Consider the following 26,908-nt stretch of genomic DNA (forward strand, 5'->3'; position numbering starts at 1 on the left):
TCTACGCATTATCCAGGATGATCCAGGAGATTGCATGAGCGAGTCCTCGACGATGCCGCTGCATATGCGGCGAGTGGAGTTCGATCCGGCGCCGGAGCTGGCGGCGGCGCGGGAAGAAGGGATCCGGCGCGTCATCAACGGGTTCGGCGATCCGGCCTGGCTGGTGACCCGCTACGCGGACGTGCGCGAGGTGCTGGGCGACGCCGAACGGTTCAGGATCGCCACGCAGGGCCTCGCCCGGCTGCCCGGAGCGCCGGAGATGACCCCCGAGCAGCTCGCCAAGGTGCAGGCCGGCAACCTGCTCGGCCTCGACCCGCCCGAGCACACGCGGCTGCGCAGGATGCTGACCCCCGAGTTCACCATCCGCCGCATGCGCCGGCTGGAGCCGCGGATCAAGCGCATCGTCGACGACCACCTGGACGCCCTGGAGGCCGCCGGGTCGCCCGCCGACCTGGTCCAGTCGTTCGCGCTGCCCATTCCGTCGCTGGTCATCTGCGAGCTGCTCGGGGTGCCGTACGAGGAGCGCGAAGGGTTCCAGAGCCGGACGAGCAGGATGCTCGACATGGCGGTGCCGGGCGACGAGCGCCTGATGCTGCAGTTCGAGTCGCGCGCCTACATGGAGGACCTCGTCACCCGCATCCAGGCGGACCCCGGCGAGGACCTGCTCGGCATGCTGGTGCGCGAGCACGGCGACGACCTGTCCACCGACGAGCTCGTCGGGATCGGCGGCCTGCTGCTGTTCGCCGGGCACGAGACCACCTCCAACATGCTCTCCCTGGGCACGCTCGCCCTGCTGCGCCACCCGGAACAGCTCGAAACGCTCAAGAAGGAGCCCGAGCGGATCGACGCCACGGTGGAGGAGCTGCTGCGCTACCTCAGCATCGTGAACTCCGGCACCACCAAGGTCGCGACGACCCGCACCGAGCTGGGCGGCCACACCATCGAGGCCGGCGAGCTGCTGCTCTGCGCCTTGCCCGCCGCCAACCGGGACCCGGAGCTCATGCCCGACGCCGACACGTTCGACCTGCTGCGCGGCGCGCCCGGCCACGTCGCCTTCGGCCACGGGGTGCACCACTGCCTGGGGGCGCCGCTCGCGCGCATGGAGATGCGCATGGCCTTCCCTGCGCTGCTCCAGCGCTTCCCCGGGCTGCGGCTGACGGACACCCCGCCGCAGTTCCGCTCCTCGCACATCATCTACGGCCTCGGCTCGCTGGAGGTCGCCTGGTAGCCGGGATCGGTGGGACCTGCCGATGGGAAATTGTCGGCCAGGGCGGATAGCGTGCAAGCGTCATGCCTATCGACCTCGCGGCACACGAGCTCATCGGCAGGGAGCACCCCGCCGCGCTGCTGCGTGCCGAGATCTCCCGGGTGATCGGCAGCCACGGCGGCCTGGTGCTGATCACCGGCGAGGCGGGCATCGGCAAGACCACGCTCGTCGCCAGCGCGGCGGCGGAGGCCAGGCAGCAGGGCGCGCTGGTGGCCGGCGGCGCGTGCTGGGATGCCGGCAGCGCCCCCGGCTACTGGCCGTGGGTGCAGGTCCTCAGAGCCCTGCGGCGCGGCGTCGAGCCCGCCGAGTGGGCCGCGGCCGAGAAGACGGCGGGCAGCGCCCTCGCCGCCCTGCTCGGCGAGGCGTCGGCCGCCGAGCCTCCCGACGGCTTCCGGCTCTACGACGCGGTCACCTCCGTCCTGGTCGCGCTGTCGCAGCCGCGCCCGGTGATGATCGTCATCGACGACCTGCACGCGGCCGACCCCGCGTCGCTGCGGCTGCTGGAGTTCGCGGCCAGGCAGACCTGGTTCGAGCGGCTGCTGCTGATCGGCACCTACCGCGACGCCGAGGTCGAGCCCGTCGACCATCCGCTGCGCGACCTGCTGTCGCCGTTGGTCGCCAAGGCCACCACCATCACGCTCACGGGCCTCGACCAGGCGGGCGTCGGCGCTCTCCTGACCCGGACCGCCGGCCAGGAGCCGCCGCCCGACCTGGTCGCCGAGATCCACCTGCGCACGGGCGGCAACCCGTTCTTCGTCGAGCAGACCGCCAGGCTGTGGCGCAGCGGCGGCTCGGCCGGCGCCGTCGCGCCCGGCGTCCGCGACGCGCTGCTGCGGCGGCTGTCGCTGCTGCCACGGTCGGTGTCCGACCTGCTTCCCGTCGCAGCCGTGCTCGGCAGGGACTTCCATCGGCAGGTGCTCGCCGCCACCATCGCCCTGCCCGTCGCGCACGTCGATCGGCTGCTGGAGCTGGCCGTGGTGGCCAAGCTCGTGACGACCAAGGGTGGTGGCGTGTTCGCCTTCGCGCACGATCTGGTGCGCGAGACCCTCTACGACTCGCTGGCCGACCCGCGCGAGCTGCACGGCGCGGTCGTCGGGGCGGTGGATCGCTCGCCGGGGCTGGCCGGGAAGGTGCTGCCGAGCGACCTGGCGCGGCACGCCCATCTCGCGGGCGACCGCGTCGATCCCGGCCGGGCGGTCGATCTCCTGCTCGCCGCCGCCCGTGACGCGCGGGGCCGGCTGGCGGACGAGGAGCAGCTCGGCCACCTGCGCAGGGCGTACGACCTGAGTGCCGGCGTCGACCCGCGCAGACAGATCGTGATCGCCCTCGACCTGGGCAGAGAGCTGCACCATCTCGGCGACCGCGACGTGGCGCGGCAGATCTTCGAGCGGGCCGCCGCCGGCGCCCGCGAGCTCGACGACCCCGAGCTGACCGCCCGGCTCGCGCTCACCATGCACTCCCACTACGGCCCGGCCAAAACGCTCGACCGGCTCAGGGAGGCCCATGACCGGCTGGTCGGCGGCACCGTGCCCGACGATCGCCTCGCGCTCGGCCTCGTCTTCCACCTCGCCGCGCTGGCCAGGCAGGGCGGCGACGACGACGCGCTGGCGTTCAGCCTGTGGGCGCACCACGACATCATCTGGGGGCCGGGCACGGCGGGTGAGCGGGTGCGGCTGACCGGCGAGCTGATCGCCGTGGCCCGCCGCACCGCCGATCCGGAGCTGGAGCACTTCGCGACCGCGTTGCGCTGGGTGGCCATGATCGAGGAGGGCGACCCCCACTACCTCGACCACTTCCGCCACTACGCCGCCAAGGGCCGGCGCAGCGAGCAGCCACATTTCGCCATGACCACGTCCATCGACGAGAGCATCATCGCGACCCTCGCGGGCCGCTTCGCCGAGGCCGAGTCGCTGCTGGACGGCATCGACCTGGACAGCGTTCACGACCACTTCCGGTTCATGATGGAGCACCACCGCTGGGCGCTGATGCTGCAGCAGGGCAAGCTGGACGCGCAGATGGAGGTGCTCCACGAGCTCAGGGGCGGCAACCACCCGTGCGTCCCGGTGCTGGAGGCGCTGACGGCCCTGCAGGCGGGCGACCTCGACACCGCGCTGCGCCGCCTCGCGGACGGCGAGCCGCGCGAGCGCATGGCCCAGCCGCTGTGGCTGCGCTTCCGAGCGGAGCTGGCCGCCGTCACGCAGGACCCGGAGCTGTGCGCCAAGGTGCGGGCCGACCTGGCGCCGCATCGGGGGCGGTGGCTGGTGTCGCTGTTCGGCTGGGACATCAGCGGTCCTTACGATCTGTGGCTGGCCATGGTGGACGCGGCGGAGGAGCGCTGGACGGAGGCCGTCGAGGGCTTCACCGCCGCCCGCCGCTCGGCCGACCTGATGCAGGCCCGCCCCTGGTCCGTCGTGGCCAGAGCACACCTCGCCGACGCCCTCCTGGCCAGGGACGCCCCCGGCGACACGGCCGCGGCCGAGTCACTGCTGGACGAGGTACGGCGGGAGGCGGAGGAGCTGGGCATGCACCAGGTCCTCGACTCCCTACGCCCGGCCCACCCGGACCCGGACGACGGCACGGTCGCCGGCACCGGCGGTGGCACGTACGGCGGCGCGGGCACCGGCGGTGGCAGTGGCACGTACGGCGGTGCGCGCACCGGCGGTGGCAGTGGCACGCACGGTGGTGCGCGCACCGGCACCAGCGGGCGCGGTGGCGCGGACACCGGCCCCGCCCCTGAAGCATTCACTCAAGCAGCGGTTGCTGAAGCCGCCACTGGAGCCGCAGCAGCGCATGGGGAGTTCAAGCGGGAGGGGGCGGTCTGGGCACTCGCGTTCGCGGGCCGGGTCGCGCATCTGCCCGACGCCAAAGGGCTCCGCGACCTGCACACCCTGCTGAGCCGCCCCGGCCAGGACGTGCCCGCCGTGCTCCTGCTCGACCCCGAAGGCGGCCGGCTCGTGGTGGCGGCGGCCAGGATGGGCGGTGACGAGGTGCTCGACGAGGAGGCCAAGAGCCGCTACCGGCGCCGCCTGGCCCAGCTGGACGAGGAGATCGACCGGGCCGCCGAGCTCGGGGACGATCGGCGGGCGGCCGAGTTCGACAGGGAGCGGGCGGCGCTGCTGGACGAGCTGCGAGCCGCGGCCGGGCTCGGGGGCCGTACCCGCCGGCTGGGCGACGAGGCGGAGCGGGCCCGCAAGACCGTCACCGCCAGGATCCGCGACGTGCTGCGCAAGCTCGACCGAGCCCACCCGGAGCTGGCCGCCCACCTGCGCGCATCGGTCTCGACCGGCTCCACCTGCCGCTACCAGCCCGCGGAGGAGCTCACTTGGCACCTCTGAGCAACCCGCCGGGGGAGGCCGGTTGCCACCTTCAGGGGCAGAGGCCCCAAGGCCGCCCGGCACCTTTGAGGAAGGAGACCACAGAGGTCGCTCGGGACCTTGGGGGCGGAGACCCCAGAGGTCGCCTGGCACCTTTGGGGGCGGAGACCCCCGAGGCCGACAGGCCGACGGGACACGTGCCCATGCTCGTCTACGGCGGCCCGATCCCTTGAGTGATCGATAGGGTCCCGGTATGCCGGACCTGATCGCGCCCACCGCACGTCTGCACGCCGCCTGGCTGGAGGCGCATGCCGAGTGGGGTCCCGGCGTCCACGAGGACGGGTTCGGGTTGCTGCCGTCCGACGAGGTCGACACACCGGACGGGTTCGCGGCCTGGGTGACGCGGCTGGCCGGCGAGTCGGATCAGGCGACGCCGGTGGCGGCCGGGCAGGTGCGATGTACGTACCGGTGGATCGTCGAGGGCGACCGGGTGCTCGGCGGGATCGCGCTGAGGCACGGGTCCAACGACTATGTGGGGTGGGCCGGCCACATCGGCTACGGCATCCTGCCGTCCGCGCGCCGGCGCGGGCTGGCCACCTGGGCGCTGGGCCGGATGCTCGACGAGGCGCGGGCGCTCGGCATGGACCGGGTGCTGGCGGTCTGCGCGGCCGGCAACGTCGCATCGGTGAAGACGATCGAGCACCACGGCGGCGTCCTGGAGGGCATCCGCGACACCGCTCTGGGCCCGGCGCGGCGTTACTGGATCGAGCTCGGCGCACCGAGCGCCTGAACCGCCGCACGCATGTGGCGCCCGGTAACGGGTGGCGCCGGGACGGCGATGTCCGAGCATGGCGGACGAGGAACTACTGAGGCTCTTCGCGAGCAGCGCGTGCGAGCCCGAGCCCGACGAAGTCCTCGTACGCACGGGCTTCGCGAATCTGTGGCGCGGCCCCGAGGCCGTGGGCGGCCACCTCTACCTGACCAGCAGCCGCCTGGTGTTCCGCTCGCACGCGGTCAACATCCAGACGGGCATGTGGATCTGGCCCCTGGCCTCGGTCACGTCCCTGGAGCCGGTCAACTCGCTCCGGGTCATCCCGAACGGCCTGGAGCTCGCCCTGTCGGACGGCGACCGCGTCCGCCTGGTCGTGAACAGGCGAGGCGCCTGGATCGACGCGATCCAGCGAGCCAGAACCTGAACACCGGCTATCCGCGATGCCTGGGTGGCCTGATCCGTACGCGGGCTCCGGCTCGACGACGCCTTCCTCATAAGAACTCGATCTTGCGACGGACTGTCGGTGGTGTGTGGAAGTCTTCGATCATGGGTCTAGACGTCTACGCGGTGCGTCCCGGCGATCCCTCCGTCACCGGACACAGCACCCTGAGCACACCGGTCACGTTCCCATGGAAGGTGCCCGAGGACATCGAGCCGTTCAAGAACATGCCGCGCGGCTTTCCCGCGGGCGTGTTCTGGCCGTCCGACAGTGACATCACCGGGTTCCGCGGCAAGGTCTACGAAGACTGGGTCTCCAGGCACCTCGGCACCAGCCTCTACGAGCTGCTCGATCCCGACGAGGTCCAGGTGCTCGCCGACGCGCTCGACCGCTGGCTGGCCGAGCACCCGGACACCGAGATCGACCTCGGCGACGGCCCACAGCCGAGGGCCGCCATCGAGTCCCTGGGCCATTTCTTCAAGGCCGCCGCAGCACAGCGGTTGTGGTTCTTCCCGGACTTCTGAGAACGCACGAAGGCGGCAGCCCCTGCTCGGGACTGCCGCCTTCGGAACCAGCTCGGACGAGGATGTCGAGGATGTCGGGGTAGGCATGGCTGCCTGACTGCTACGCGCCGAGGATGCCGCTGTCGTGCCCGGTCTGCGATCTCAAATGCCTCGCACATTCGCTATTTGCGGTTGTACAAGCGCATGGTGAGGGTGCCGAAGACGGCGATGAGGAGCACCGACGAGATCAGCACCCACGTGAGCTCGCCCACGTCCGGTGTGCCCGCCATCAGCGAGCGGACGGCCGCCACCAGGCGCGTGATCGGGTTGAGGTTGACGAACACCTGGAGCCAGCCGGGCATCGTCGAGGGCTCGACGTAGACGTTGCTCAGGAAGGTCAGCGGGAACAGCACCAGCATGCTGACCCCCATCACCGACTTCTCGCTGCGCATCAGCAGGCCGAACATCGTCCACACCCACGAGAACGCGAACGAGAACGCCAGCAGCAGCAGGATCCCGGCCACCACCCCGGCGAGGCCGCCCCCGGGGCGGAAGCCGAGGAGCAGGCCCACCAGGAGGATGACGGTCGAGGCCATCGTGTAGCGCAGGAGGTCCCCGAGCAGGTAGCCCACCATGGTCGAGGGGCGCCAGATGGGGAGGGTGCGGAAACGGTCGAAGACGCCCTTCTCGATGTCCTTGTTCACCTCCAGGCCGGTGTACATGGTGATCATCACGACGCTCGTCACCATGATGCCCGGCAGCAGGTACTGCAGGTACTCGGTCGGCGAGCCGGCCAGGGCGCCGCCGAACAGGTAGGTGAACATCAGCGTCATCATGAGCGGGAAAGCCGTCACGTCGAACAACTGCTCAGGCACGTGCTTGATCTTCAACATGGCTCGCCAGCCGAACGTCATGGACGCCGACCACGCGCTCGGCCGCGGTGGTCGTGCCGTCGGGGCCAGGACCGCGCTCAGCGTCTCCGCGGCGGGTGCGTAGGCGGTGGTGTTCTCGGTGGTGGTGCTCATGCTGCCTCCTCAGTGGCGGGGTGGTCGGTGAGGGCGAGGAAGACCTCGTCCAGGCTGGGCTGGCCGAGTGAGAAGTCGTCGACGACGATGCCGGACTCGGCCAGCCGCGCGAGCGCGCGCGAGGCCTGCTCGGCGGCGGCCGCCTCGCGGCCCGCGCCGGTGATCCTGGCGGTCAGCGCCACCGGGTCCGACTCCAGGTAGACGGGCGCGTCCAGGGTCTCGGCGAGTACGCGCTCAGCCTCCGGCCTGGTGGCCGGGTCGCGCAGCCGTACGTGCACCGAGCCCGCGCCGACGGAGGACTTCAGCTCGCCGGGCGTGCCTTCGGCGATGAGCCGGCCGTGGTCGATGACCGCGATCCGCCCGGCGAGCCGGTCGGCCTCCTCCAGGTATTGGGTGGTGAGCAGCACCGTGGTGCCGTGGGCGACGACGATGCGCACGATGTCCCAGACCTGGTTGCGGCTGCGCGGGTCGAGCCCGGTGGTGGGCTCGTCGAGGAAGAGCAGGTCCGGGGTGTTGAGGATGCTCGCCGCGATGTCGATCCGCCGCCGCATCCCGCCCGAGTACGTCTTGACCTGCCGCCCCGCGGCCTCCGTCAGCCCGAACGCCTCCAGCAGCTCCGCCGCCCGCTCCTTGGCGGCCGGCTTGCGGTGGCCGAGGAGGCGGCCGAGCAGGATCAGGTTCTCGGACCCGGTCATCTCCTCGTCCACGGAGGCGTACTGGCCGGTCAGGCTCACCCGGCTGCGTACGGCGTCCGCCTCGCGCACGACGTCGTGCCCGAACACGGTCGCCTCGCCGCCGTCGGGCCGCAGCAGCGTGGCCAGCATGCGTACGGCGGTTGTCTTGCCTGCGCCGTTGGGGCCGAGCACGCCGTAGACGGCGCCGGTGGGCACGGCGAGGTCGAGGCCGTCCACGGCGCGGGTGCCGCCGAAGACCTTGACCAGGCCGGAGGTTTGTATCGCCAGATCAGGCATGGTGTTCCTTCCAGAGATCATGAGACGTACGGCTGGGCGCGCCGGCCCGCGCGCAGCGTCCTGCCCCACCAGGCGAGCTGGTCGAGCATGGCCGTGATCGCCCGCAGGCGGTCGTCGGTGTCGCGGGGCCGGCCCCGTCCGTCGAGGCCGTCGGAGCCGCCGAGCAGGTCGAGCCCGACCCAGTCGCGCATGGTCACGGCGTGCAGGGCGCCGAAGACCGTACGGAGCTGCTCGACGGCGTAATGCCCGGCAGAACCCGAGCCGTAGGCCACGAACCCGACCGGTTTGGCCTGCCACTCGTCATAGGCGAAGTCGATCGCCTGCTTGAGCGAGGCGGGGAAACTGCGGTTGTACTCGGGGGTGACCACGACGAAGCCGTCCGCGCCGCCGACGGACCCGGCGAAGCGGCACATGGACGGCGTCGCCTCCTGTGGATAGCAGCCGGGGAAGGCGTAGCAGGCCAGGTCGAGCACCTCGATCGAGAGGTCGGCGCGGCGGCCGGCGCGCTCGGCGAACCACTCGCCGACCGTGTCGCAGACGCGGCCCGCCCGGGTGCTGCCGATGATCACCGCGACCCGTAGCGGGTTGTCCTCGCCGCTCGCCATGTCCGCCTCCCGTCTCGCGCCTTCAGCTCTTAGGCGCTAGACGGTCCGCTAGATCCGATCTAGCGGTCGGGGCGGTCCGTGCGGTCGAAGTCGGTCAAGGGTCTAGAGGCCCGTGCGGTCGGGGCCGTCAAGGGTCTAGAGGCCCGTGCGGTCGGGGCCGTCAGGGGGCCGGCGGTCCGTGCGGTCGAAGCCGGTCAGGGCCTGGCGGCAGGCGCGGTGGGCCGCGGCCAGGGCCTCCTCGTCGGAGCGTCCCGCGCCCAGCACGACCGCGACCGCCCCGCTGACGGCCCCGATCGCCGCCCCCACCATCGCGTACGCCGTCACCCGGTCGATCTCGCACGCGCTCGCGAGCGCGACGGCGAGCCGCTCCATCCGGGTGTTCGAGCGGTCGACGGTGGCCTGGGGCGAGAAGATCGGCAGCTTGTACGCCTCGCCGACGAGCCCGATCGTGAGCCCCATCTCCCAGCTCTCTTCGAGCATCACGTCGAACGCGCGGGCCAGGAGCGCGGCCGGCCGCTCGCCCGGGGCCCGCGAGCCGAGCACCCGGACGCCCGCGTCCACGCGCTTGACGCTGTTGTTGAAGAGGACGTCCGCCTTGTGCCGGAAATAGGAGAAGAACGTGCGGGTGGAGACCTCCGCCGCCGCCGCGATCTGCTCGACGGTCGTCGCCTCGAAGCCCTGCTCGTCGAACAGCCGCCCGGCGGCGTCGATGAGCGCCTGCCGGGTCTGCTGCTTCTTCCGCTCCCGCAACGACATGCGGGCAGTTTATTGCATTCGATGCATATTTACAGGACTGCAAGTTTGACGTAGCGTGCGCCTCATGGAGCAGACCATCGCCGTGTCGGGTCTGGTCAAGTCCTTCGGGCGGACCCGCGCGCTGAACGGGCTCGACCTGCACGTGGCGCCGGGGGAGATCCACGGTTTCCTCGGGCCCAACGGCTCGGGGAAGACGACCACGCTGCGCGTCCTGCTCGGCCTGCTGCGCGCCGACGCGGGCGAGGTGCGGCTGCTGGGCGGGCATCCCTGGCGCGACGCCGTACGCCTGCACCGCCGCCTGGCGTACGTGCCCGGCGACGTCACCCTGTGGGACGACCTGACCGGTGGCGAGAGCATCGACCTGCTCGGCCGGCTGCACGGCGGCCTCGACGCGCGGCGCAGGGACGAGCTGATCGGCAGGTTCGAGCTGGACCCGGGCAAGAAGGCGCGGGTCTACTCCACGGGCAACAGGCAGAAGGTCGCGCTGATCCCCGCGCTGGCCTCGGACGCCGAGCTGCTCCTGCTGGACGAGCCGACCACGGGGCTCGACCCGCTGATGGAGGCCGAGTTCCGTGGGTGCCTGGCGGAGCGGCGCGGCCAGGGGGCCACGGTGCTGCTGTCCAGCCACATCCTGGCCGAGGTCGAGGCCCTGTGTGACCGGGTGAGCATCGTTCGCGAAGGGCGCATCGTCGAGTCGGGGACCCTGGCCGAGCTGCGCCACCTCACCTGGACCACGATCACCGCCCACCTCGAACGCCCGCCGGAGGGGCTGGCCGGGGCGGAGGGCGTACACGATCTGGAGGTGTGCGGCACCCGCGTGAGCTGCCGGGCGGACTCCGGCCGGGTCGGCGAGGTGCTCGACCGGCTGACCCCGTTCGGGCTGCGCGACCTCACGGCGCAGCCGGCGACGCTGGAGGAGCTGTTCCTGCGCCACTACAGGCAGGGCGCCCGCCGGTGATCGCCCGCGCGTTCAGCGGCACTCTCGTGCTGGCCGGGCTCGTCGTCCGGCGCGATCGCGGCCTGCTCGCCGCCTGGATCGCGGTGGCGGTGGCGGTTCCGCTGTTCAACGCGTACTCGCTGGGCGCCCTGCTCCCCACCCCGCAGGCCCGCGCCGATTTCGCCGCGGCGAGCGCCGCGAACCCCGTCACCGCCACCCTCCTCGGCCCCATCAACGATCTCTCCATCGAGGGTGTCGTCGCGTGGCGGTCGAGCCTGCAGAGCCTGCTCATCGCCGGGCTCGCCGGGCTGCTGTTCGCCATCAGGCACACCCGCGCGGAGGAGGACGCGGGCCGCAGGGAGCTGACGGCGGCGGGTGCGATCGGCCGGCAGGCCGCGCTCACCGCCGTCCTCGTTGTGGTCGCGGTCGTCAACGCCGCCGTCACCCTCCTGCTGACCGCGGCGCTGGCCCTCGGGCCCGGCTACGATCTCGCCGGATCCCTGCTCTTCAGCCTGACGGCCGCGGCGGGCGGCCTGGCGTTCGCCGGGTGCGGACTTGTGACGGCGCAGCTCGCCCAGAGCGCCGCCCGCGCGCGCAGCGTCGCCGTGGGGGTGCTGGTCGCGGGGGTCATGCCGGGGGTGATGGTGCCGGACGACCGGATCGGGCTGCTGCCCGCGGGCTGGCCGCGCATCGCCCGCCCGTACGCGGCCGGCCAGTGGTGGGTGCCGCTCGTCCCGCTGGCGCTGACCGTCGTGCTGCTTGTGGCGGCGTACGCACTTTCCGCCCGGCGTGATCTGGGCGCGGGTCTGCTGCGGGACCGCGGCGGCAGCACCGGGCCCGTACGCGCGGGCCGGCTCCTGCGCGGCCCCGCCACGCTGGCCTGGCGGCTGTCCGGCGGCCAGGTGGCGAGCTGGACGCTCACCCTGGCCGCGCTGTCGGTGGCGGTCGGCTGGGTGTCGGCCTCGTTCGACGCCCGGTTCGGGGACCTGCCGCTGATGGGGGAGCTGCTGGGCGGCGGCGACGCGCTGCTCGCGATCTTCACCTACGTCTTCTGCCTGGTCGTCGCCTGCCTGACGGTGGTGTGCGCGCTGCGGCCGTACGCCGAGGAGAGCCGGGGGCGCGCCGCGCCCCTGCTGGCCGCGCCGACCGGCAGGACGCGCTGGCTGGCCGGACACGTCGGGCTCGGCCTGGCCGCGCCCGCCGTCATGCTGCTGGCCGTCGGTCTCGGCACAGGGCTGGGCAGCGGGCTGAGCACCGGCCGTCCCTGGACGATCCTCGCCCAGACGGGCACGGCTCTGCTCTTCGTGCCCGCCGCCTGGACGATCGCCGGACTCACGATCGCCCTGTACGGCCTGCGCCCCCGCCTCACGGTGCCCGCGAGCTGGGTGGCGGTCGTCGTCTCTGTCGCGTTCGTGGCGTTGTGGGAGGCCCGGGTGATCGGCAGGGAGGTGTTCCTGGTGACGCCGTTCGGCTACGGCCATCCCACGATCTCACCCGGCCCGGTGGCTCCCGCGGCGTTCGCGCTGTTCGCCGCGGTGCTCGTGGCCGTCGGCGGCGCGGCGTTCCGCAGGCGGGACCTGATCGCCTGAGGGAGGAAGGATCTGATCGTCTGCGGCGGGCAGGACCAGGGTGAAGACCGTGTCCCCTGGGACGCTGGCCACCTCGACCCGGCCCTCGTGCGCCGCCGCGACCGCCGAGACGATGGCCAGGCCGAGCCCGCTGCCCCCGGCCAGGCGGGACCGCGAGCCGTCGCCCCGCGCGAACCTGCCGAACACGTGCGGCAGCACGTGCCCCGGGATCCCCGGCCCGTCGTCGGCGACCCGGACGCTCACCCGCCCGGGGGCGAGCAGCACGGTCGTGGTGACGGTGGTGCCGGGCGGGGTGTGGGTACGCGCGTTGGCCAGCAGATTCGTCACGACCTGATGCAGCCGGTCGGCGTCGCCCGAGACCAGGGCCGGCTGGTCGGGCAGGTTGACCAGCCAGCGGTGCCGGGGCGCGGCCGCGTAGGCGTCGCTGACCGCGTTCACCACCAGGGGCGAGAGGTCCAGCGCCAGCCGTTCCAGCGGGCGGCCCGCGTCCAGCCTGGCCAGCAGCAGCAGGTCCTCGACCAGCGTGGTCATCCGGCCCGCCTCCGAGCGGATCCGCCCGAGCGCGTGCGCCGTCTGCGGTCCGTGCGGCTCGCCGCCGCGCCTGGTCAGCTCCGCGTAGCCGACGATGGAGGCCAGCGGGGTGCGCAGCTCGTGGCTGGCGTCCGCGATGAACTGCCGCAGCCGCGTCTCGCTCTCGTGCCGGACCGCGAAGGCCGTCTCGACGTGCCCGAGCATCCGGTTCAGGGCGCCGCCCACCTGACCGACCTCGGTACGCGGGTCGGTGTCCACCTCCGGTACGCGGGACAGGCGCACGGCGTCCCCGGTGGCGAGGGGCAGCTCGGAGACCCTGGTCGCGGTGGCCGCCAGCCGGCCTAGCGGGCGTACGGCGCGGCGTACGAGCAGGGTGCAGGCGACGGCCGTGAGCGCGACGCCCGCCAGCGTGACCGCGGCCTCCACCACGACGAGCCTGGTCAGCGTGGACTGCATGCCGGTGACGGGCAGCCCCGTGACCAGCAGGTCGCCGTCCGGCGCCCGGGAGCTGACCATCCGGTAGTCGCCCAGCGGGCCGAGCCCGACGGTGACGGGCACGTTCGTGACGCGGGTGAGGGACGGAGGCGGGGGGACCTCGCGTACGGAGCCGCCGTCGGTCAGCAGGGCGGCCCGCCGCACCGCGCCCTGGCGGATCCGCGCGCCGAACGTGAGCTCCGACTGCCCGGGAAGCAGCAGGAACGACACCTCCCTCGCCTCTGGCGGCGCGCTGCCCGGCGGCAGGGATCCGCTGGTCGAGCGGCGGGCGGCCGAGCTGACCTGGCTGTCGAGCCGGTCGGTGAGGAAGTCGTTGAACAGCAGGGTGGTCGCGGTGGCGATGACGGCGGAGACGGTGGCGAGCAGCGCGATCGAGGAGATCACCAGCTTGGCCTCCAGCGACATCGTCATGGCGCGGCCCCAGGCTCCGGCGGCGAGATCATCCGGCCGGTCTGAGCGTGTAGCCGACGCCGCGGACGGTGTGGATCATCGGCTTGCGCTGCGCGTCGATCTTGCGGCGCAGGTAGGAGATGTACAGCTCGACGACGTTGCTCTGGCCGCCGAAGTCGTAGGCCCACACCCGGTCGAGGATCTGCGTCTTGCTCAGCACCCGGCCCGGATTGTGCATGAGGAAGCGCAGCAGCTCGAACTCGGTGGGCGTCAGCCGGATCTCCCTGCCGTCCCTGCGTACCTCGTGGGTCTCCTGGTCCAGCGTGAGGTCGCCGACCTTGAGGCCGGCGTCGGGCCGCACCTGGGCCGCGCCCGAGCGGCGCAGCAGGCCGCGCAGCCTGATGACGACCTCCTCCAGGCTGAACGGCTTGGTCACGTAGTCGTCGGCGCCCGCGCGCAGACCGGTGAGCCTGTCCTGCATCGAGTCCAGCGCGGTCAGGAACAGGACGGGCACGCCCGGCAGCACCGCCCGCAGCCTGGGCAGGAGCTCGATCCCGTCCATGTCGGGCAGCATGATGTCCAGGACGATGGCGTCGGGACGGAATCCGCGGGCCGCGCGGATGGCCTCGGTGCCGTTGTGCGCGCTGCGGACGTCCCAGAACTCCTGGCGCATGACCATGGACAGCAGCTCGGTCAGCGAGGGCTCGTCGTCCACGACGAGGATGTTGATGGAGCTCCCGTCCGGCCGGCGCACGGGCTCGGACCGGAAGCTCGGGCTGGTCGTGTGCATGCTCGTGACGATGGCGGACTTGGATGAGTGTTTGATGATGCCTGCTTATGAATCGGCTATGAGCAGCGGAAGGGCCCGGCACACGGCCGGGCCCTTCCTATCCCTTTAAGACGCTGTCAGCGCTACCCAAGGGCATCCCCCTTCCCCTAAATCAACGGTCAGAACAACTTTCCGGACCAGACATTGGCAGCGGACGCGTAGACGCTGTAGGTCTCGGCGTCGAAGTACGGCGAGCTGATGTAGTCCACGCGGTCGTTCTCGTCCTGGTCGTAGAAGGCGCTGGTGACGCCGTTCAGGTAACCGAGCCGCTTGGCGCTGCTGTACTTCAGCAGCCACGGGCCGCCATCGGCGCCGGCGGTCATGGAGCACTTCAGGCCGACGTGCTCCTCGATCTTCTTGGCGGCCGAACCCACGGTCTTGGCCGTGGTCGTGCCGTAGCACCACTTCGGCGTGACACCGGTGAACGGCTTGTTGCCGTCGGGCTGCGCGGCCTGCGGGTAGCCGAAGACGTAGTGCGCCTTCTTCAGCGGCTGGTTCCAGGAGATGCCCTGGCCGCCGACGTTGTCGCCCAGACGGCCCGCGTCCGAGGCCTCGAGCACGTGGTAGCTGTTCGAGTCGCGGTCGTAGTAGCCGTGGTCGCCCTTGGTGGTGTCGGTGCCGGACTTGGCGCGGTCGGCGTCGTACTCGGACTTGGTCACGGTCGAGTCCTTGACCGTCACGCCGTTGTAGACCGAGACGAAGCCGTAGTCGCGGTCGTAGTCCTCGTAGACGCTGTAGTCGTAGTGGACGAACGCCTGCTTGCCGACGTAGATGCCCCACGGGGCCTTGCCCTGGTAGTAGCCGGGCACGAAGACCCAGTTGTCCAGGAGCTGCTCGTCATTGGCGGTGTCGTACACGCAGTGGCCGGCCGTGGCGACCACGTTGGCGTACTTGCCCTGGATGGACGAGGCGGAGCACCAGCGGTTCTTGCCGGCCGAGTCGACGAAGAAGACCTTGCCGATGGTCTTCGGCAGGTTCACGTTCTTCGACTTGGAGGTCGTCGTGGTGGTGCCGGTCGGGGCGACCGAGCCGGCCTTGGTGTCGGTGGAGGGGGTGCCCGTGGAGGTGAGCTTGTCGACGTCGGTGGTGTCTTCCTCGACGTAGGTGGCGGCCTTGAGCGCCGCGCCGTTGCTCTCCAGCCAGTAGGCGGCGATCCCCTTGGCGCTGGTGGCGCTGACGCTCTCGGACGGCTTCACGTGCGGGGCCGCCTGCGCGGCGCCGGCCAGCGAGGCGCCGAGCAGCGCCGTGGCGGCCAGGCCGCCACCGAGGGGAACGAGGGTGTGCTTGATCTTCAAGGGAGAACTCCTTGGTCGTCGCGGGAACGCCATCAGCGTTCGGTGCGTCTATGAGGCAGGAAGCTATCCCTCTTGACCTTGGCTTTATGTCCCCTTTGTCCGGTATTAACTGGCGCACAGCGGGCCGTGATCGCGCCGTGATCAGGAGAAGATCTTTTGGCTGTACGCGTCGTCCGAGGTCGGAATGGATCCTGAGAGCGCAGCCGATAAAACGCTGAGAATTGCGTAAGAGAACATATGTGTTGCAGATCACTAAGCCGCCGCAGGGCTCCTGCCTGCACTTATCCAATACATAAGCTCATGTCAGACGGTTTTAAGGTTCGGTCGGCAGAGTTCATGTCAAGCGGATGACCTTCGGGGCTGAATTCAGAGGTTCGGCCAGGTCTGCCGCGGATTGGATCTCTACTCGTGCGCTTCGCCAAGCCTTTCACCGTGACCCTCGCCAGCGCGGCCCTCGTCGCCCTCCCCTTCGCGGGCTCCGCGCTGGCGGACGGGGCCAGGCCGCAGCCGTCGGCGACCGTCAAGGCCCCGCAGCCGACGCACTCGGCGCCCGCCAAGACCCAGGACCGGCCCGGCAAGGAGACCCAGCGCAAGGACGCCCAGCGCAAGGACACCCAGCACCAGCAGGTGTCGCTCAAGGTGTCGGTCAACCCGAGCCGCGTGCGCGCCGGCTCCTCGTACGGCGTGACGATCGTCGTCAAGGGCTCCTCCACCGGTACGGCCACCGTGACCAGCCCTGAGGGCAAGAGCTACCGCGTCTCGCTCTCGGGCGGCCAGGCCACCAAGACCCTGTCCGTGCCCGCCAAGGCCAAGGCCGGCAGCAAGACCGTGAGCGTCAAGGTCGGCAACAAGACCACTACGGCTTCGTTCACCGTGCTGGCCGGCAAGGACCGCAAGCACGACGACCGCGGCCACGCGGGCAGGTAGGTGACGCGGCGGGCGCCCTCCCCTTGCCCGTCTCAACCGTGGGCCCGCTGATGCCCGCCCTGGCGCAAGGGGCTTCGCCGGAGAGCGCTCAGCCTTTCGGGCGCCTCCGGCGCACCCCCCGCGCCTCCGGCGCCATCGCGGGCCCGCCCGTTGCCCGGTCAGGCGGTGGGCCTGCTGATGCCCACCGCCTGACCGGCCCGCCTTCCGGTTGTTCGTGACCCTGGACGGCAGGGTCCTCCGGCCGTATCCGCTGTCAGGCCCTCCAGCATTGTTCGCTGCGAACCAGTGGCGACGACGAACAGCGTCAGGACGGCCCCGGCCCACTGACGGGCGGATCGTCGTCGCATCATGGTCACCGACAGGGGAGCGCAGCCAGTCCCCGTCAGCCGGACGGCAAGGCCGACCACGGGCGGGGTTGAGGCGATGTCCATCCGGTTGGGGTGCGTGACCGGGGTGCTGGGCCGATGTCCCCCGGCGTGAGGTGAAGCCGGCGGGCTATGGCCGCCCGCCGGCCTCTTTATGACGAGTGACCGGCTCAGGGAGCGATCGGCAGTTGCCGCTTGTGCTCGGTGGCCCGGTAACGGTGGACGATGGCCGTGGCGGCGGCCTCATCGACCGGCTTGCCCTCCAGGAAGTCGTCGATGTCGTCGTAAGTGACCCCGAGCGCCTCCTCGTCGGGCTTGCCCGGGTTCAGGGTCTCCAGGTCCGCCGTCGGGGTCTTCATGACCAGCGCGGACGGCGCGCCCAGTGCTTGTGCGACAGCCCGTACGCGCCGTTTGGTGAGGCCCGTGAGCGGGATCACGTCGGCCGCCCCGTCGCCGAACTTGGTGAAGAAGCCGGAGACCGCTTCGGCGGCGTGGTCTGTGCCCACGACCAGGCCCTCGTGCGCGCCCGCCACCGCGAACTGGGCGATCATGCGCTGCCGGGCCTTGATGTTGCCGTGCACGAAGTCCTGGTGGTGCTCGTCGCGGAAGATCATGTCGCCGGCCAGCAGCGCAGCGAGCGCGGCGTCGCTGGCGGGGCGCACATCGACGGTCAGGATCCGGTCGGGCCTGATGAACTCCAGTGCCTGCTGCGCGTCCGTCTCGTCGGCCTGGGTGCCGTACGGCAGCCGCATCGCGTAGAACGTCGCGTCCTGGCCGGTGGCGCGGACGCGCTCAGCCGCAAGCTGGCACAGGCGGCCGGCGGTCATGGAGTCCACGCCGCCGCTGATGCCCAGCACCAGCGAGCGCAGGCCCGTGGAGGAGAGCTGGCCGGCGAGGAAGGCCACCCGGCGCTCGATCTCCTGCTGGACATCGAAGGACGCGCTCACCTGGAGATCTCGGGCGATCTCCTGCTGCAGGGACATGGACGCCAGGTCGGTCACGGTCGCTCCTCGGTCTGGCCCCTGGGGCAGGGTCGGCAGGCACTGCCGGGTTCGGGGCCACAGGCGTGTTCAGGGGATGGGAGCACTCTAGAGGAAGGCCACGAAGCCGTGATCGGGGCGGGTCACCTGGCGGCCGGTGGCGCGGTGGAGCTGGGTTACGCGGGGGTGGTGCTGGCGCGGTGGAAGAGGTTTACGCGTGGGTGGTGCTGGCGCGGTGGACCAGGGTTGTGGGGAGCTCGGTGCGGGCCGGCGTCTCGCCGGAGAGCAGGGCGGCCAGGGCCGCCGCACCCAGCTCGGGCCAGGGCTGGCGGACGGTCGTCAGGCCCGGCGTCAGGTGTGCGGCGGCCCACGAGTCGTCGAAGCCGACCACGCTCACGTCGTCCGGCACGCGCAGGCCGCGCTCGCCGAACGCCTGATACACCCCCACCGCCATCGCGTCGGAGCAGGCGAAGACGGCGGTCGGCAGGTCGGTGAGGGTGGCGAGCATCGCCCGGGTGGCCCGCAGGGCGTTCTCGTTCTGGAAGTAGCCGCACACCTCCCAGCGCGGATCCACCGGCAGCCCGGCCGCGGCCATGGCCTGGCGGTAGCCCGACACGCGCTCGGCGGCGCACGGCACGCCGGGCCGTCCGGTCACGATCGCGATCCGCTCGTGGCCCAGGCCGATGAGGTGCTCGGTGGCGGCGCGGGAGCCGGCCAGGTTGGCGGAGACGAAGACGGGCACGCCGGCCGCGGGCTTGCGCCGCGGATCGACGATCACCGTGGGGATGCCCTGGTCCGCCAGCCAGGCCCGCTGTGTGGCGGTCGGTGAGGTGCGTACGAGCAGGACGCCCGCGCTGTCGCGGGCGCTGATCCGGTCCAGCCAGGCGGGCGGCGGCTGGCCGTTCTTGGTGCGGCCGACCACGGCCGAGACGACCAGGTCCACGCCCAGCCGCCAGGCCGCGTCCTCCACGCCGCCGAGGATGGCCAGCGCGTACGGCGAGTCGAGGCCCTGCAGCATGACGTCCACCATGCTGCCCCTGGCCGGTTTGAGCCGCTGTCTGGGGTAGCCGCGCCGTTCGAGCACCTCGGCGACCAGGCGGCGGGTTTGGGCGGAGACGTCTGATCTGCCGTTGAGCGCCTTGGAAACGGTTGCAACCGAGACCCCGGCCTCGCGGGCGATCACCGCCAGCTTGGGCAGCGGCGGGGGGTGGCTGTCGGCCGTCATGCCCCCACTTTCCTCCGCTCCGGCGGCAAAAGGCCAGGCCATGGGCCGAAAATTTCGAAATTTCGGCGTTTGTGCTGATGATGGCCTTGGAGGCGTTCGTGTGCCATTGACGTTGCGTGCGGGCTAACGCAACGTTTCCTGCAACCGATTGCAGGCAGGCACCACCGTAAAGGAGTCGTCCACGTGGCCGTCGTCTCGGCGCCCCCGCCCCGCACGAAACCACGTCGAGCAGGAGCGTTAACACCATATGTACTGATCGCACCGTCGTTGATCGCGATGCTCGGGTTCCTCGTCTACCCGATGGCCAGTGTGATCTACTACAGCCTTCAGCGGTACAACGTCACCAAGCCCTGGGACAACGGCTTCGCCGGGCTCGACAACTTCCGCACCCTGCTGTTCGAGGATCCGCTGTTCTGGCAGAGCCTCGGCTTCAGCCTGCGGTGGGTGGTCGTCGAGGTCGTGCTGCAGTTCCTGCTCGGGCTCGGGCTCGCGCTGATCGTCAACGAGAGCTTCGTCGGCCGGGCGCTGTCGCGGGCGATGGTCTTCTCCCCGTGGGCGGTCTCCGGCGTGCTGACCACCGCGATCTGGGTGCTGCTCTACAACCCCTTCACCGGGGTGTCGCGCTACCTCGCCGACATGGGACTGATCGAGTACGGGGCGGCGCCGCTGGCCAACCCGGACACCGTGTTCTGGGCGGCCGTGGTCGCCGAGCTGTGGCGCGGGGTGCCGTTCTTCGCGATCCTGCTCTTGGCCGACCTGCAGTCGGTGTCGAAGGACCTGTACGAGGCCGCCTCCGTGGACGGCGCGAGCCGGCTGCGCCGCTTCTTCCACATCACGCTGCCGCACCTGCGGGACGCGATCATCCTGTCCACGCTGCTGCGCTCGGTGTGGGAGTTCAACAACGTCGATCTGCTGTACACGCTGACCGGCGGCGGCCCGGCCCACCAGACGACCACGCTGCCGCTGTACGTCGCGCAGCTGGCCGCCCAGTCGCACGACTTCGGCTACGCCACGGCGCTGACCACGGTGGCGTTCCTGATCCTGACCTTCTTCTCCATCACCTACCTGCGGCTGAGCAAGTTCGGGGCGAAGTCATGACCATGGTGACCGAACGCCCGCCGGTGCGGCGGCCCGCTGCCGTGCCCGTCACGCGCGCCACCCGGGTGTCGCGCTGGCAGATCTACCTGCCGCTGGGGCTGTATCTGCTGTTCACGCTGGTGCCGTTCTACTGGATGCTGGTCTTCGCGTTTCGGCCCGCCGGATCGATGGCGATCGTCCCGTGGCCGATCACGTTCGAGCATTTCGACACGGTCTGGAATGGGATGGGGTTCGCCGTCTTCTTCCAGAACAGCCTGCTCGTCGGGCTGGCCTCGCTGGTGGCGACCACGGTGGTGGCACTGGCCGGCGGGTACGCGCTGGCCCGCTACCAATTCAAGGGCAAGGCCGCGTTCATGATCGGGATGCTGTGCACGCAGTTCATCCCCGGCGCCCTGATGATCATCCCGTTGTTCGAGATCTTCAGGACGCTGTCCCTGACGAACTCGCTGTGGAGCCTCGTGATCGCCGAGACGGTCTTCCAGCTTCCGCTCTCGCTGATCCTCATCAGCGGTTTCATCCGCAACATCCCGTACGAGCTGGAGCAGGCGGCCTGGGTGGACGGCTGCGGCCGGCTGCGCGGCTTCCTGGCCATCGTGCTGCCGCTGCTGCGGCCCGCGCTGGTGGCGGTCGGCTCGTTCGCCTTCATCCACAGCTGGAACAACTTCCTTTTCGCCCTCATGTTCCTCAACGACCAGGAGAAATTCACCGTGCCCGTGGGCCTGGCCTACAACCTCGGCGAGAACAGCGTCGACTTCGGCGCCCTCGCCGCCGGTGGCGTCGTCGCCGCGCTGCCCGTCGTCATCGTCTTCGCCTTCATCCAGCGCTACCTCGTCCAGGGGATGTCGGCAGGGGCGGTGAAGGGATGACCGCCGAAAAAATGGCCACCGAAAAAATGGCCACCGGAAAGATGACCGCGACCTACCGCAACCCGGTCCTCAACGCCGACTGGTCCGACCCCGACGTGATCCGTGTGGGCGAGGACTTCTACCTGACGGTCTCCACGTTCACCAAGGTCCCCGGGCTGCCGATCCTGCACTCGCGCGACCTGGTCAACTGGACGATCATCGGGCACGCCGTGACCACCGGGTACGCCGACGTGCGGCCCGGCTGCGGGGTGTGGGCGCCGTCGCTGCGTCACCACGACGGCCGGTTCTGGATCTTCTACGGCGACCCGGACGTGGGGATCTGCCAGGTCAACGCCGCCGACCCGCGAGGGCCGTGGACCGCGCCGCACGTGGTCAAGCCGGGGCTCGGGCTGATCGACCCGTGCCCGCTGTGGGACGAGGACGGGCAGGCGTACCTGGTGCACGGCTGGGCCAAGAGCCGCGCGGGCGTCAACAACCGGCTCACCCTGCACCGGATGGCGCCGGACGCGAGCATGGTGCTGGACGAGGGCACGCTGGTCGTCGACGCCGACCTGCTGCCCGGCTACCGGACGCTGGAAGGGCCCAAGCTGTACAAGCGCGACGGGGCGTACTGGATCTTCGCGCCGGCCGGCGGGGTCGAGCAGGGCTGGCAGTCGGTGTTCCGCGCGGAGTCGATCTTCGGCCCGTACGAGGACCGGATCGTGCTGGAGCAGGGCGGCACCGACGTCAACGGCCCGCACCAGGGCGGCTGGGTGGACAGCCCGTCAGGCGAGCACTGGTTCATGCACTTCCAGGACCGCGGACCTTATGGCCGGATCGTCCACCTGCAGCCGATGGCGTGGGTGGACGGCTGGCCGGTGATGGGCGACAAGGGCGAGCCCGTGGCCGAGGCGCCGCTGCCCGTTCAGGGCGGCGCCCCGGCCGCGCCCGCCGCCTCCGACGACTTCGCCGGTCCCGCGCTCGGCCTGCAGTGGAGCTGGCAGGCGCAGCCCGACCCGGCGTGGTGGGAGCTGCGCGACGGCACGCTGCGCCTGGCCTGCGTCGAAGGGCCTGACGACCTCAGGGAGCGGCCCGCCGTGCTCGGCCAGCGGCTGCCCGGCGACCCGTGCACCGTCACCACGAGCCTGCGCCTCACTGGCGAAGGGCGCGCGGGCCTGACCGTCCTCGGCTACACCTACGCCTGGGCCGGGCTGGAGCGCACGCCGGACGGGACCGTCCTGGTGTGCGGGGACATGAAACCCGTGCCCGTCGAGGACGGTACGCCCGTCACCGTCGGCGCACGCATCGGGGAAGGCGCGCTCGTCACATTCCTGGCCGACACCGGGGAGGGGCCGCGCGAGATCGGCGCGCCCTTCCAGGCCACGCAGGGCCGGTGGGTCGGGGCGGTGCTCGGCCTGTTCGCCGAGGGGAGCGGAACCGGCCAGGCGATCTTCGACACCTTCACTGTGCAGAGAGGGACAAACCCATGAGACGACGTGTCCCCGCGGTGCTCCTGGCCGCGGCCGTCCTGGCCGGATGCGGCTCGGACGCGGGCTCCGACGGCAAGACCGAGATCACGTTCTGGGACACCAACGCCGGGCCCGCGCGTACGCCGGTCTGGCAGCACGCGATCGCGGAGTTCGAGAAGGCGAACCCGACCATCAAGGTCAACTACGTGGGCGTGCCGATCGCGCAGTCGGCCCAGAAGATCGACACGGCGATCGCCGGCGGCGGCACACCCGACGTGGCCGACATATCCACCTCCGGGCTGGGCAACCTGGTCGCCCAGAAGGCGCTCGAACCGGTGGACGAGCGCATCGCCAAGAATCCCGCGCTGAACGGCAAGTTCAACGACGCGCTCCTGACGACGGTCAAGAACGTGGTCCCGGACGGGAAGACGTACGTCATCCCGATCTCCACCAACGCCGGCGCGTTCTGGTTCCGCAAGGACTGGTTCGCGGCGGCGAAGCTGGAGCCGCCGAAGACGTGGAGCGAGTTCTTCGCCGCGGTGGACAAGCTGACCAAGCCGGCCGAGAACCGGTTCGGCTTCACCATCCGCGGCGGCGCGGGCTCCATCGCCCAGATGCTGGAGGTCGTCTACGGACAGTCCGGCATCACGGAGTTCTTCGACGCCGCGGGCAAGGCCACGCTCAACGACCCGCGCAACGTGACGGCGCTGGAGAAGTACGCCGGGCTCTACAAGAAGAACACGCCCGAGGCCGACCTGCAGAACGACTACGTCAAGATGGTCGCCCAGTTCGACACCGCCGGCAGCATCGCCGTCATGCAGCACAACCTGGGCTCCTACCAGGACCACATGAAGGCGCTCGGCCCGGAGAAGGTGGCCTCCTTCTCGGTGCCCAAGTCCGACTCCGGCGTCCAGGCGGTGCTGTCGAACCCGGTCAGCGGCGTCGGCGTCTTCGCGGCCAGTGAGAAGAAGGACGCCGCGTTCAAGCTGGCCGAGTTCTTCGCCGCCAAGGACACGGGCGGCTACATCGCCGAGAAGAGCGGCGTCATCCCGGCCAACACCGACGTGCAGGGGCCGCAGGCGGCGCACATCGTCGAGGCGCAGCGGGTGCTGAACGACCCGGCGACCAAGGTCGTGCAGATGCCCTACCACCTGCCGGAGTTCAACGAGATCACGAAGACGTGGGCGGAGCCGCAGTTCCAGAAAGTGCTGCTCGGCCAGCTCAGCTCCAAGGACTTCCTCGACCAGTTCGCGGCCAAGCTGACCGAGGCGCAGGCCGGATACAAGAAGCGGCACGGCTGATGCACGCCGTCGCCGCGCTCGCCGTCGCCGCCGTCACGGCGCTGACCCCCGCTCCCGACCTGGGACGCCAGATCCTGGCCCCGAACGACGGATGGGCCGCCGCCGAGGGCGGCACCACCGGCGGCTCGGCCGCGCGCCACGCGGTGACCGTCCGCACCCGCGAGGCGCTGGCCGCCGCCGTGGCCGGCGACCAGCCGAAGATCGTGTACGTCGAGGGCGCCATCGACGCGGCCGCCCGGACCTGCGCGGACCACGCGGATCCTAGGTACAGCCTCGAGGCGTATCTCGACGCCTACGACCCCGCGCACTGGACCGGGCCGGCGTCGGGCCCGCTGGAGGAGGCGCGCAAGGCGTCGGCCGCGAACCAGCGGCGGGACGTGGTGATCAGTGTCGGCGCCAACACCACGCTCATCGGCAGGAGGGGCGCCTCGCTCACCGGCCTGGGGCTGGCCGTCGAGCACGCCGACAACGTCATCATCAGGAACCTCGCCGTGCACGACGCCTACGACTGCTTCCCGGGCTGGAGCGGCGGCGACTGGAAGACCGAGTACGACAACATCATGATCTCCGAGTCCCGGCACGTCTGGGTGGATCATGTGACGCTCACCGACGGCGGCCGTCCCGACCAGGCGGAGCCGTACTACTTCGGAGCGCGTTTCCTGCACCACGACGGGCTGCTGGACGTCGTCAGGGGCAGCGACCTGGTCACCGTCTCCTGGAGCGTGTTCTCCGGGCACGACAAGTCGCTGCTCTGGGGCAACACCGACAACCCCGAGCACGACGCGGGCAAGCTGCGCGTCACGCTGCACCACAACGCGCTGACCGGGCTGAACCAGCGCGCGCCGCGGGTCAGGCACGGGCAGGTGCACGTCTACAACAACGCGTACACGGTCCCGCCGGGGTCCGCGTACACCTACTCGTGGGGTGTCGGGGTCAACTCGGCCATCTACGCCCAGAACAACGCCTTCCGCCTGCCCGAGGGCACGGCTCCGGACAAGATCATCTATCGCTGGGGCGGCACCGCGATGCACGAGGAGGGCACGCTGGTGAACGGCAGACCCGTGGGGGTGCTGGCGGCGTACAACGCGGTCAACGACCCCGATCTCGGCGGCGACGCGGGCTGGACCCCGGCGCTGCACGGCCGGGTGGACCCGGCGCGCGCCGTGGCGGCGCTGGTCAAGGCGCGCGCCGGCGCGGGGCGGCTCTCATGAGGGCCGCGCGGACCGCCGTGGCCGCGCTGGTCGCGGCCCTCGTCCTGGTGCCCGTGCCCGCGCAGGCGGAGCCGCGGCAACGCGCGGACGGATTCGCCGGGCTGAACGCCTTGGGCGTGGACGGCACCACCGGCGGCGCGGCCGGCCCTGCCGTGACCGTGGACAACCAGGCCGACCTGGAGCGCTACGCCACCGCGGCCGAGCCGTACGTGATCAAGGTCAAGGGCTCGATCGCGATGCAGCCCTACGGCAAGGAGATCGAGGTCGCCTCCGACAAGAGCATCGTCGGGCTCGGGGCGGGCGCCGAGATCGTCCAGGGCGGCTTCTTCCTGAACGGCGTGCACAACGTCATCATCCGCAACCTGACGATCCGCGACTCGTACGTGCCCGGCGACTGGGACGGCAAGTCCAAGGACTTCGACGGCGTCCAGATGGACGGCGCCCACCACGTGTGGATCGACCACAACCACTTCACCCGCACCGGCGACGGCCTGCTCGACATCCGCAAGGACAGCGACTACGTCACCGTCTCCTGGAACGTCTTCAGCGACCACAACAAGGCCATCGGCGTCGGCTGGACCGCCAACGTGGTGACCAAGGTGACCATGCACCACAACTGGATCCGCGGCACCCACCAGCGCAACGCCAGCATCGACAACACCGAGGCCGCGCACTGGTACAACAACTACGTCCAGGACACCGCGATGTACGGGACGATGATCCGCGGCAGCGGCAGGCTGGTCGTCGAGAACAGCTACTACCAGTCGGTGCCCGACCCCATCGTGGCCAAGGACCCGGCCTCCCAGGTGGTGCAGCGCGGCAACGTCTTCGACGGGACGTGGGGGCGCACCGACAGCGCAGGCGCCGCGTTCGACCCGTCCTCCTCCTACGACTACATTCTCGACCCCGTGGCCAGGGTGCCCGCCATCGTGACCCGCGGCGCGGGGCCGCTCGGCCGGCAACGTCCCGCGCCGCGCCGGATCACGGTGGCGCTCGACGGCACCGGCGACTTCGCCAGCGTCCAGGCCGCCGTCGGCGCGGCCGGGCCCGGCACCGTGATCACCGTCAAGCCGGGGATCTACCGCGAGATGGTCCGGGTGTGGAAGGGCCTGCGGGACGTCACGATCAGGGGCGCGAGCGGGCGCGCGGAGGACGTGGTCATCACGTATGAGCTGCCCGCGAACGGCGCGAAGTTCTACGGCGGCACCTGGGGCACGGACAGCGCCACCGTCGGCGTGCTCGGCAGCGGCATCACGGTCGAGGACGTCACCGTGCAGAACTCCTACGACGAGTCGGCCGCTCCCGGCCCGGCGCCCGCCGTCCACACCGGAGCCGGCCGGAGCTCCTTCGACAGGGTCCGGTTCCTCGGCAACGAGGGCACCTTCCAGGCGGACGGCCGCGCCTACCTGCGGAGCTGCTACGTGGAGGGCGACGTGGACATCGTCGGCGGAGCGGGCACGACCGTCCTGGACCGCTGCGTGATCAGGTCGCTCGCGCCCGGCTCGGTGACCGCGGGCGGACGCGTGCTCGTCACCGGCAGCCGGCTGGAGGGCGACGCGGCCACATCGCTGGGGCGTGGCGACGGGCAGGCCGTGGTCCGCGACTCCTGGCTGGGCGCGCACGTCAAGGACGACCCGTGGGAAGGCGCGGGCCGCTTCGCCGAATACCGCAACACCGGTCCGGGCGCGGCCGTCAACGCGGACCGGCCGCAGCTCACCGACGAGCAGGCGGCCGAGCACACCCCGGAGCGGTACCTGGGGCGGCGCTGA

The 26,908-nt window shown here is 71.1% G+C and carries 23 protein-coding genes; 14 read left to right on the forward strand and 9 right to left on the reverse strand.

Annotated elements, in window-relative coordinates:
- The first annotated feature begins 34 nt into the window (after positions 1 to 34).
- The 5 genes from ABEA43_RS13270 to ABEA43_RS13290 all read left to right on the forward strand — a co-directional run bounded on the left by ABEA43_RS13270 (position 35) and on the right by ABEA43_RS13290 (position 6,316).
- Entirely contained in the window at positions 35 to 1,228 is a 1,194-nt protein-coding gene (locus ABEA43_RS13270) for a cytochrome P450 (protein WP_345561569.1), read from the forward strand.
- A gap of 62 nt (positions 1,229 to 1,290) precedes the next feature.
- On the forward strand, positions 1,291 to 4,602 hold the full coding sequence (locus ABEA43_RS13275) for an ATP-binding protein (protein ID WP_345561571.1): 3,312 nt from the start codon (positions 1,291 to 1,293) through the stop codon (positions 4,600 to 4,602).
- A 232-nt stretch (positions 4,603 to 4,834) separates the two neighbouring features.
- Positions 4,835 to 5,371: a GNAT family N-acetyltransferase gene (locus tag ABEA43_RS13280; RefSeq protein ID WP_345561573.1), complete on the forward strand. Its 537-nt coding sequence runs from the start codon at positions 4,835 to 4,837 to the stop codon at positions 5,369 to 5,371.
- Between the two features lie 58 nt (positions 5,372 to 5,429).
- Positions 5,430 to 5,777 (forward strand): GRAM domain-containing protein, encoded by a 348-nt coding sequence (locus ABEA43_RS13285; protein ID WP_345561575.1) that lies wholly within the window; start codon positions 5,430 to 5,432, stop codon positions 5,775 to 5,777.
- Between the two features lie 122 nt (positions 5,778 to 5,899).
- Positions 5,900 to 6,316: a hypothetical protein gene (locus tag ABEA43_RS13290; RefSeq protein ID WP_345561577.1), complete on the forward strand. Its 417-nt coding sequence runs from the start codon at positions 5,900 to 5,902 to the stop codon at positions 6,314 to 6,316.
- Between the two features lie 161 nt (positions 6,317 to 6,477).
- Here the strand turns inward: ABEA43_RS13290 and ABEA43_RS13295 are convergent, their stop codons facing one another.
- The 4 genes from ABEA43_RS13295 to ABEA43_RS13310 form a co-directional block, all read right to left on the reverse strand.
- On the reverse strand, positions 6,478 to 7,320 hold the full coding sequence (locus tag ABEA43_RS13295) for an ABC transporter permease (protein ID WP_345561580.1): 843 nt from the start codon (positions 7,318 to 7,320) through the stop codon (positions 6,478 to 6,480).
- On the reverse strand, positions 7,317 to 8,291 hold the full coding sequence (locus ABEA43_RS13300) for an ATP-binding cassette domain-containing protein (protein ID WP_345561581.1): 975 nt from the start codon (positions 8,289 to 8,291) through the stop codon (positions 7,317 to 7,319). The genes ABEA43_RS13295 and ABEA43_RS13300 overlap by 4 nt, the downstream gene beginning before the upstream one ends.
- Before the next feature lie 17 nt (positions 8,292 to 8,308).
- Positions 8,309 to 8,896, reverse strand: coding sequence for an NADPH-dependent FMN reductase (locus ABEA43_RS13305; RefSeq protein ID WP_345561582.1), 588 nt, complete (start codon positions 8,894 to 8,896; stop codon positions 8,309 to 8,311).
- 135 nt (positions 8,897 to 9,031) lie between these two features.
- A complete protein-coding gene (locus tag ABEA43_RS13310) occupies positions 9,032 to 9,652 on the reverse strand; it encodes a TetR/AcrR family transcriptional regulator (protein ID WP_345561584.1) in 621 nt (206 codons plus the stop codon).
- 64 nt (positions 9,653 to 9,716) lie between these two features.
- On the opposite strand from ABEA43_RS13310, the gene ABEA43_RS13315 reads away from it, so the two are divergent.
- Complete coding sequence (locus ABEA43_RS13315) at positions 9,717 to 10,610, forward strand: ABC transporter ATP-binding protein (protein WP_345561585.1); 894 nt, start codon at positions 9,717 to 9,719, stop codon at positions 10,608 to 10,610.
- Positions 10,607 to 12,178 carry a hypothetical protein gene (locus ABEA43_RS13320; RefSeq protein WP_345561586.1) on the forward strand — a complete coding sequence of 524 codons (1,572 nt, stop codon included), beginning with the start codon at positions 10,607 to 10,609 and terminating at the stop codon, positions 12,176 to 12,178. The genes ABEA43_RS13315 and ABEA43_RS13320 overlap by 4 nt, the downstream gene beginning before the upstream one ends.
- Here the strand turns inward: ABEA43_RS13320 and ABEA43_RS13325 are convergent.
- The 3 genes from ABEA43_RS13325 to ABEA43_RS13335 form a co-directional block, all read right to left on the reverse strand.
- Entirely contained in the window at positions 12,080 to 13,615 is a 1,536-nt protein-coding gene (locus ABEA43_RS13325) for a sensor histidine kinase (protein ID WP_345561587.1), read from the reverse strand. The genes ABEA43_RS13320 and ABEA43_RS13325 overlap by 99 nt on opposite strands.
- Positions 13,616 to 13,643: 28 nt before the next feature.
- A complete protein-coding gene (locus tag ABEA43_RS13330; protein WP_345561588.1) occupies positions 13,644 to 14,384 on the reverse strand; it encodes a response regulator transcription factor in 741 nt (246 codons plus the stop codon).
- Between the two features lie 158 nt (positions 14,385 to 14,542).
- Positions 14,543 to 15,718 carry a trypsin-like serine peptidase gene (locus tag ABEA43_RS13335; protein WP_345561590.1) on the reverse strand — a complete coding sequence of 392 codons (1,176 nt, stop codon included), beginning with the start codon at positions 15,716 to 15,718 and terminating at the stop codon, positions 14,543 to 14,545.
- Between the two features lie 432 nt (positions 15,719 to 16,150).
- Between ABEA43_RS13335 and ABEA43_RS13340 the strand changes: the two genes are divergently transcribed.
- Complete coding sequence (locus tag ABEA43_RS13340; RefSeq protein WP_345561592.1) at positions 16,151 to 16,645, forward strand: hypothetical protein; 495 nt, start codon at positions 16,151 to 16,153, stop codon at positions 16,643 to 16,645.
- Positions 16,646 to 17,180: 535 nt separating this feature from the next.
- Here the strand turns inward: ABEA43_RS13340 and nadE are convergent.
- Complete coding sequence (gene nadE / locus ABEA43_RS13345; RefSeq protein ID WP_425570244.1) at positions 17,181 to 18,011, reverse strand: ammonia-dependent NAD(+) synthetase; 831 nt, start codon at positions 18,009 to 18,011, stop codon at positions 17,181 to 17,183.
- A 190-nt stretch (positions 18,012 to 18,201) separates the two neighbouring features.
- A complete protein-coding gene (locus ABEA43_RS13350) occupies positions 18,202 to 19,215 on the reverse strand; it encodes a LacI family DNA-binding transcriptional regulator (RefSeq protein ID WP_345561593.1) in 1,014 nt (337 codons plus the stop codon).
- A 276-nt stretch (positions 19,216 to 19,491) separates the two neighbouring features.
- Between ABEA43_RS13350 and ABEA43_RS13355 the strand changes: the two genes are divergently transcribed.
- Genes ABEA43_RS13355 through ABEA43_RS13380 form a run of 6 tightly spaced genes read left to right on the forward strand, consistent with a single transcriptional unit; the run spans position 19,492 to position 26,908 of the window.
- On the forward strand, positions 19,492 to 20,313 hold the full coding sequence (locus ABEA43_RS13355) for a carbohydrate ABC transporter permease (RefSeq protein WP_345561741.1): 822 nt from the start codon (positions 19,492 to 19,494) through the stop codon (positions 20,311 to 20,313).
- Complete coding sequence (locus ABEA43_RS13360) at positions 20,310 to 21,179, forward strand: carbohydrate ABC transporter permease (RefSeq protein ID WP_345561594.1); 870 nt, start codon at positions 20,310 to 20,312, stop codon at positions 21,177 to 21,179. Before ABEA43_RS13355 ends, ABEA43_RS13360 begins: the two co-directional genes overlap by 4 nt.
- A gap of 11 nt (positions 21,180 to 21,190) precedes the next feature.
- Positions 21,191 to 22,648 carry a glycoside hydrolase family 43 protein gene (locus tag ABEA43_RS13365; RefSeq protein WP_345561595.1) on the forward strand — a complete coding sequence of 486 codons (1,458 nt, stop codon included), beginning with the start codon at positions 21,191 to 21,193 and terminating at the stop codon, positions 22,646 to 22,648.
- The gene (locus tag ABEA43_RS13370; RefSeq protein WP_345561597.1) at positions 22,645 to 23,928 is read left to right on the forward strand and encodes an ABC transporter substrate-binding protein; all 1,284 of its coding nucleotides are present in this window, start codon (positions 22,645 to 22,647) and stop codon (positions 23,926 to 23,928) included. Before ABEA43_RS13365 ends, ABEA43_RS13370 begins: the two co-directional genes overlap by 4 nt.
- On the forward strand, positions 23,928 to 25,139 hold the full coding sequence (locus ABEA43_RS13375) for a pectate lyase family protein (RefSeq protein ID WP_345561599.1): 1,212 nt from the start codon (positions 23,928 to 23,930) through the stop codon (positions 25,137 to 25,139). Before ABEA43_RS13370 ends, ABEA43_RS13375 begins: the two co-directional genes overlap by 1 nt.
- Positions 25,136 to 26,908, forward strand: a complete 1,773-nt coding sequence (locus ABEA43_RS13380) for a pectinesterase family protein (protein WP_345561601.1) — start codon at positions 25,136 to 25,138, stop codon at positions 26,906 to 26,908. The genes ABEA43_RS13375 and ABEA43_RS13380 overlap by 4 nt, the downstream gene beginning before the upstream one ends.

The organism is Nonomuraea rosea (assembly GCF_039539705.1).
Classification (GTDB): domain Bacteria; phylum Actinomycetota; class Actinomycetes; order Streptosporangiales; family Streptosporangiaceae; genus Nonomuraea; species Nonomuraea rosea.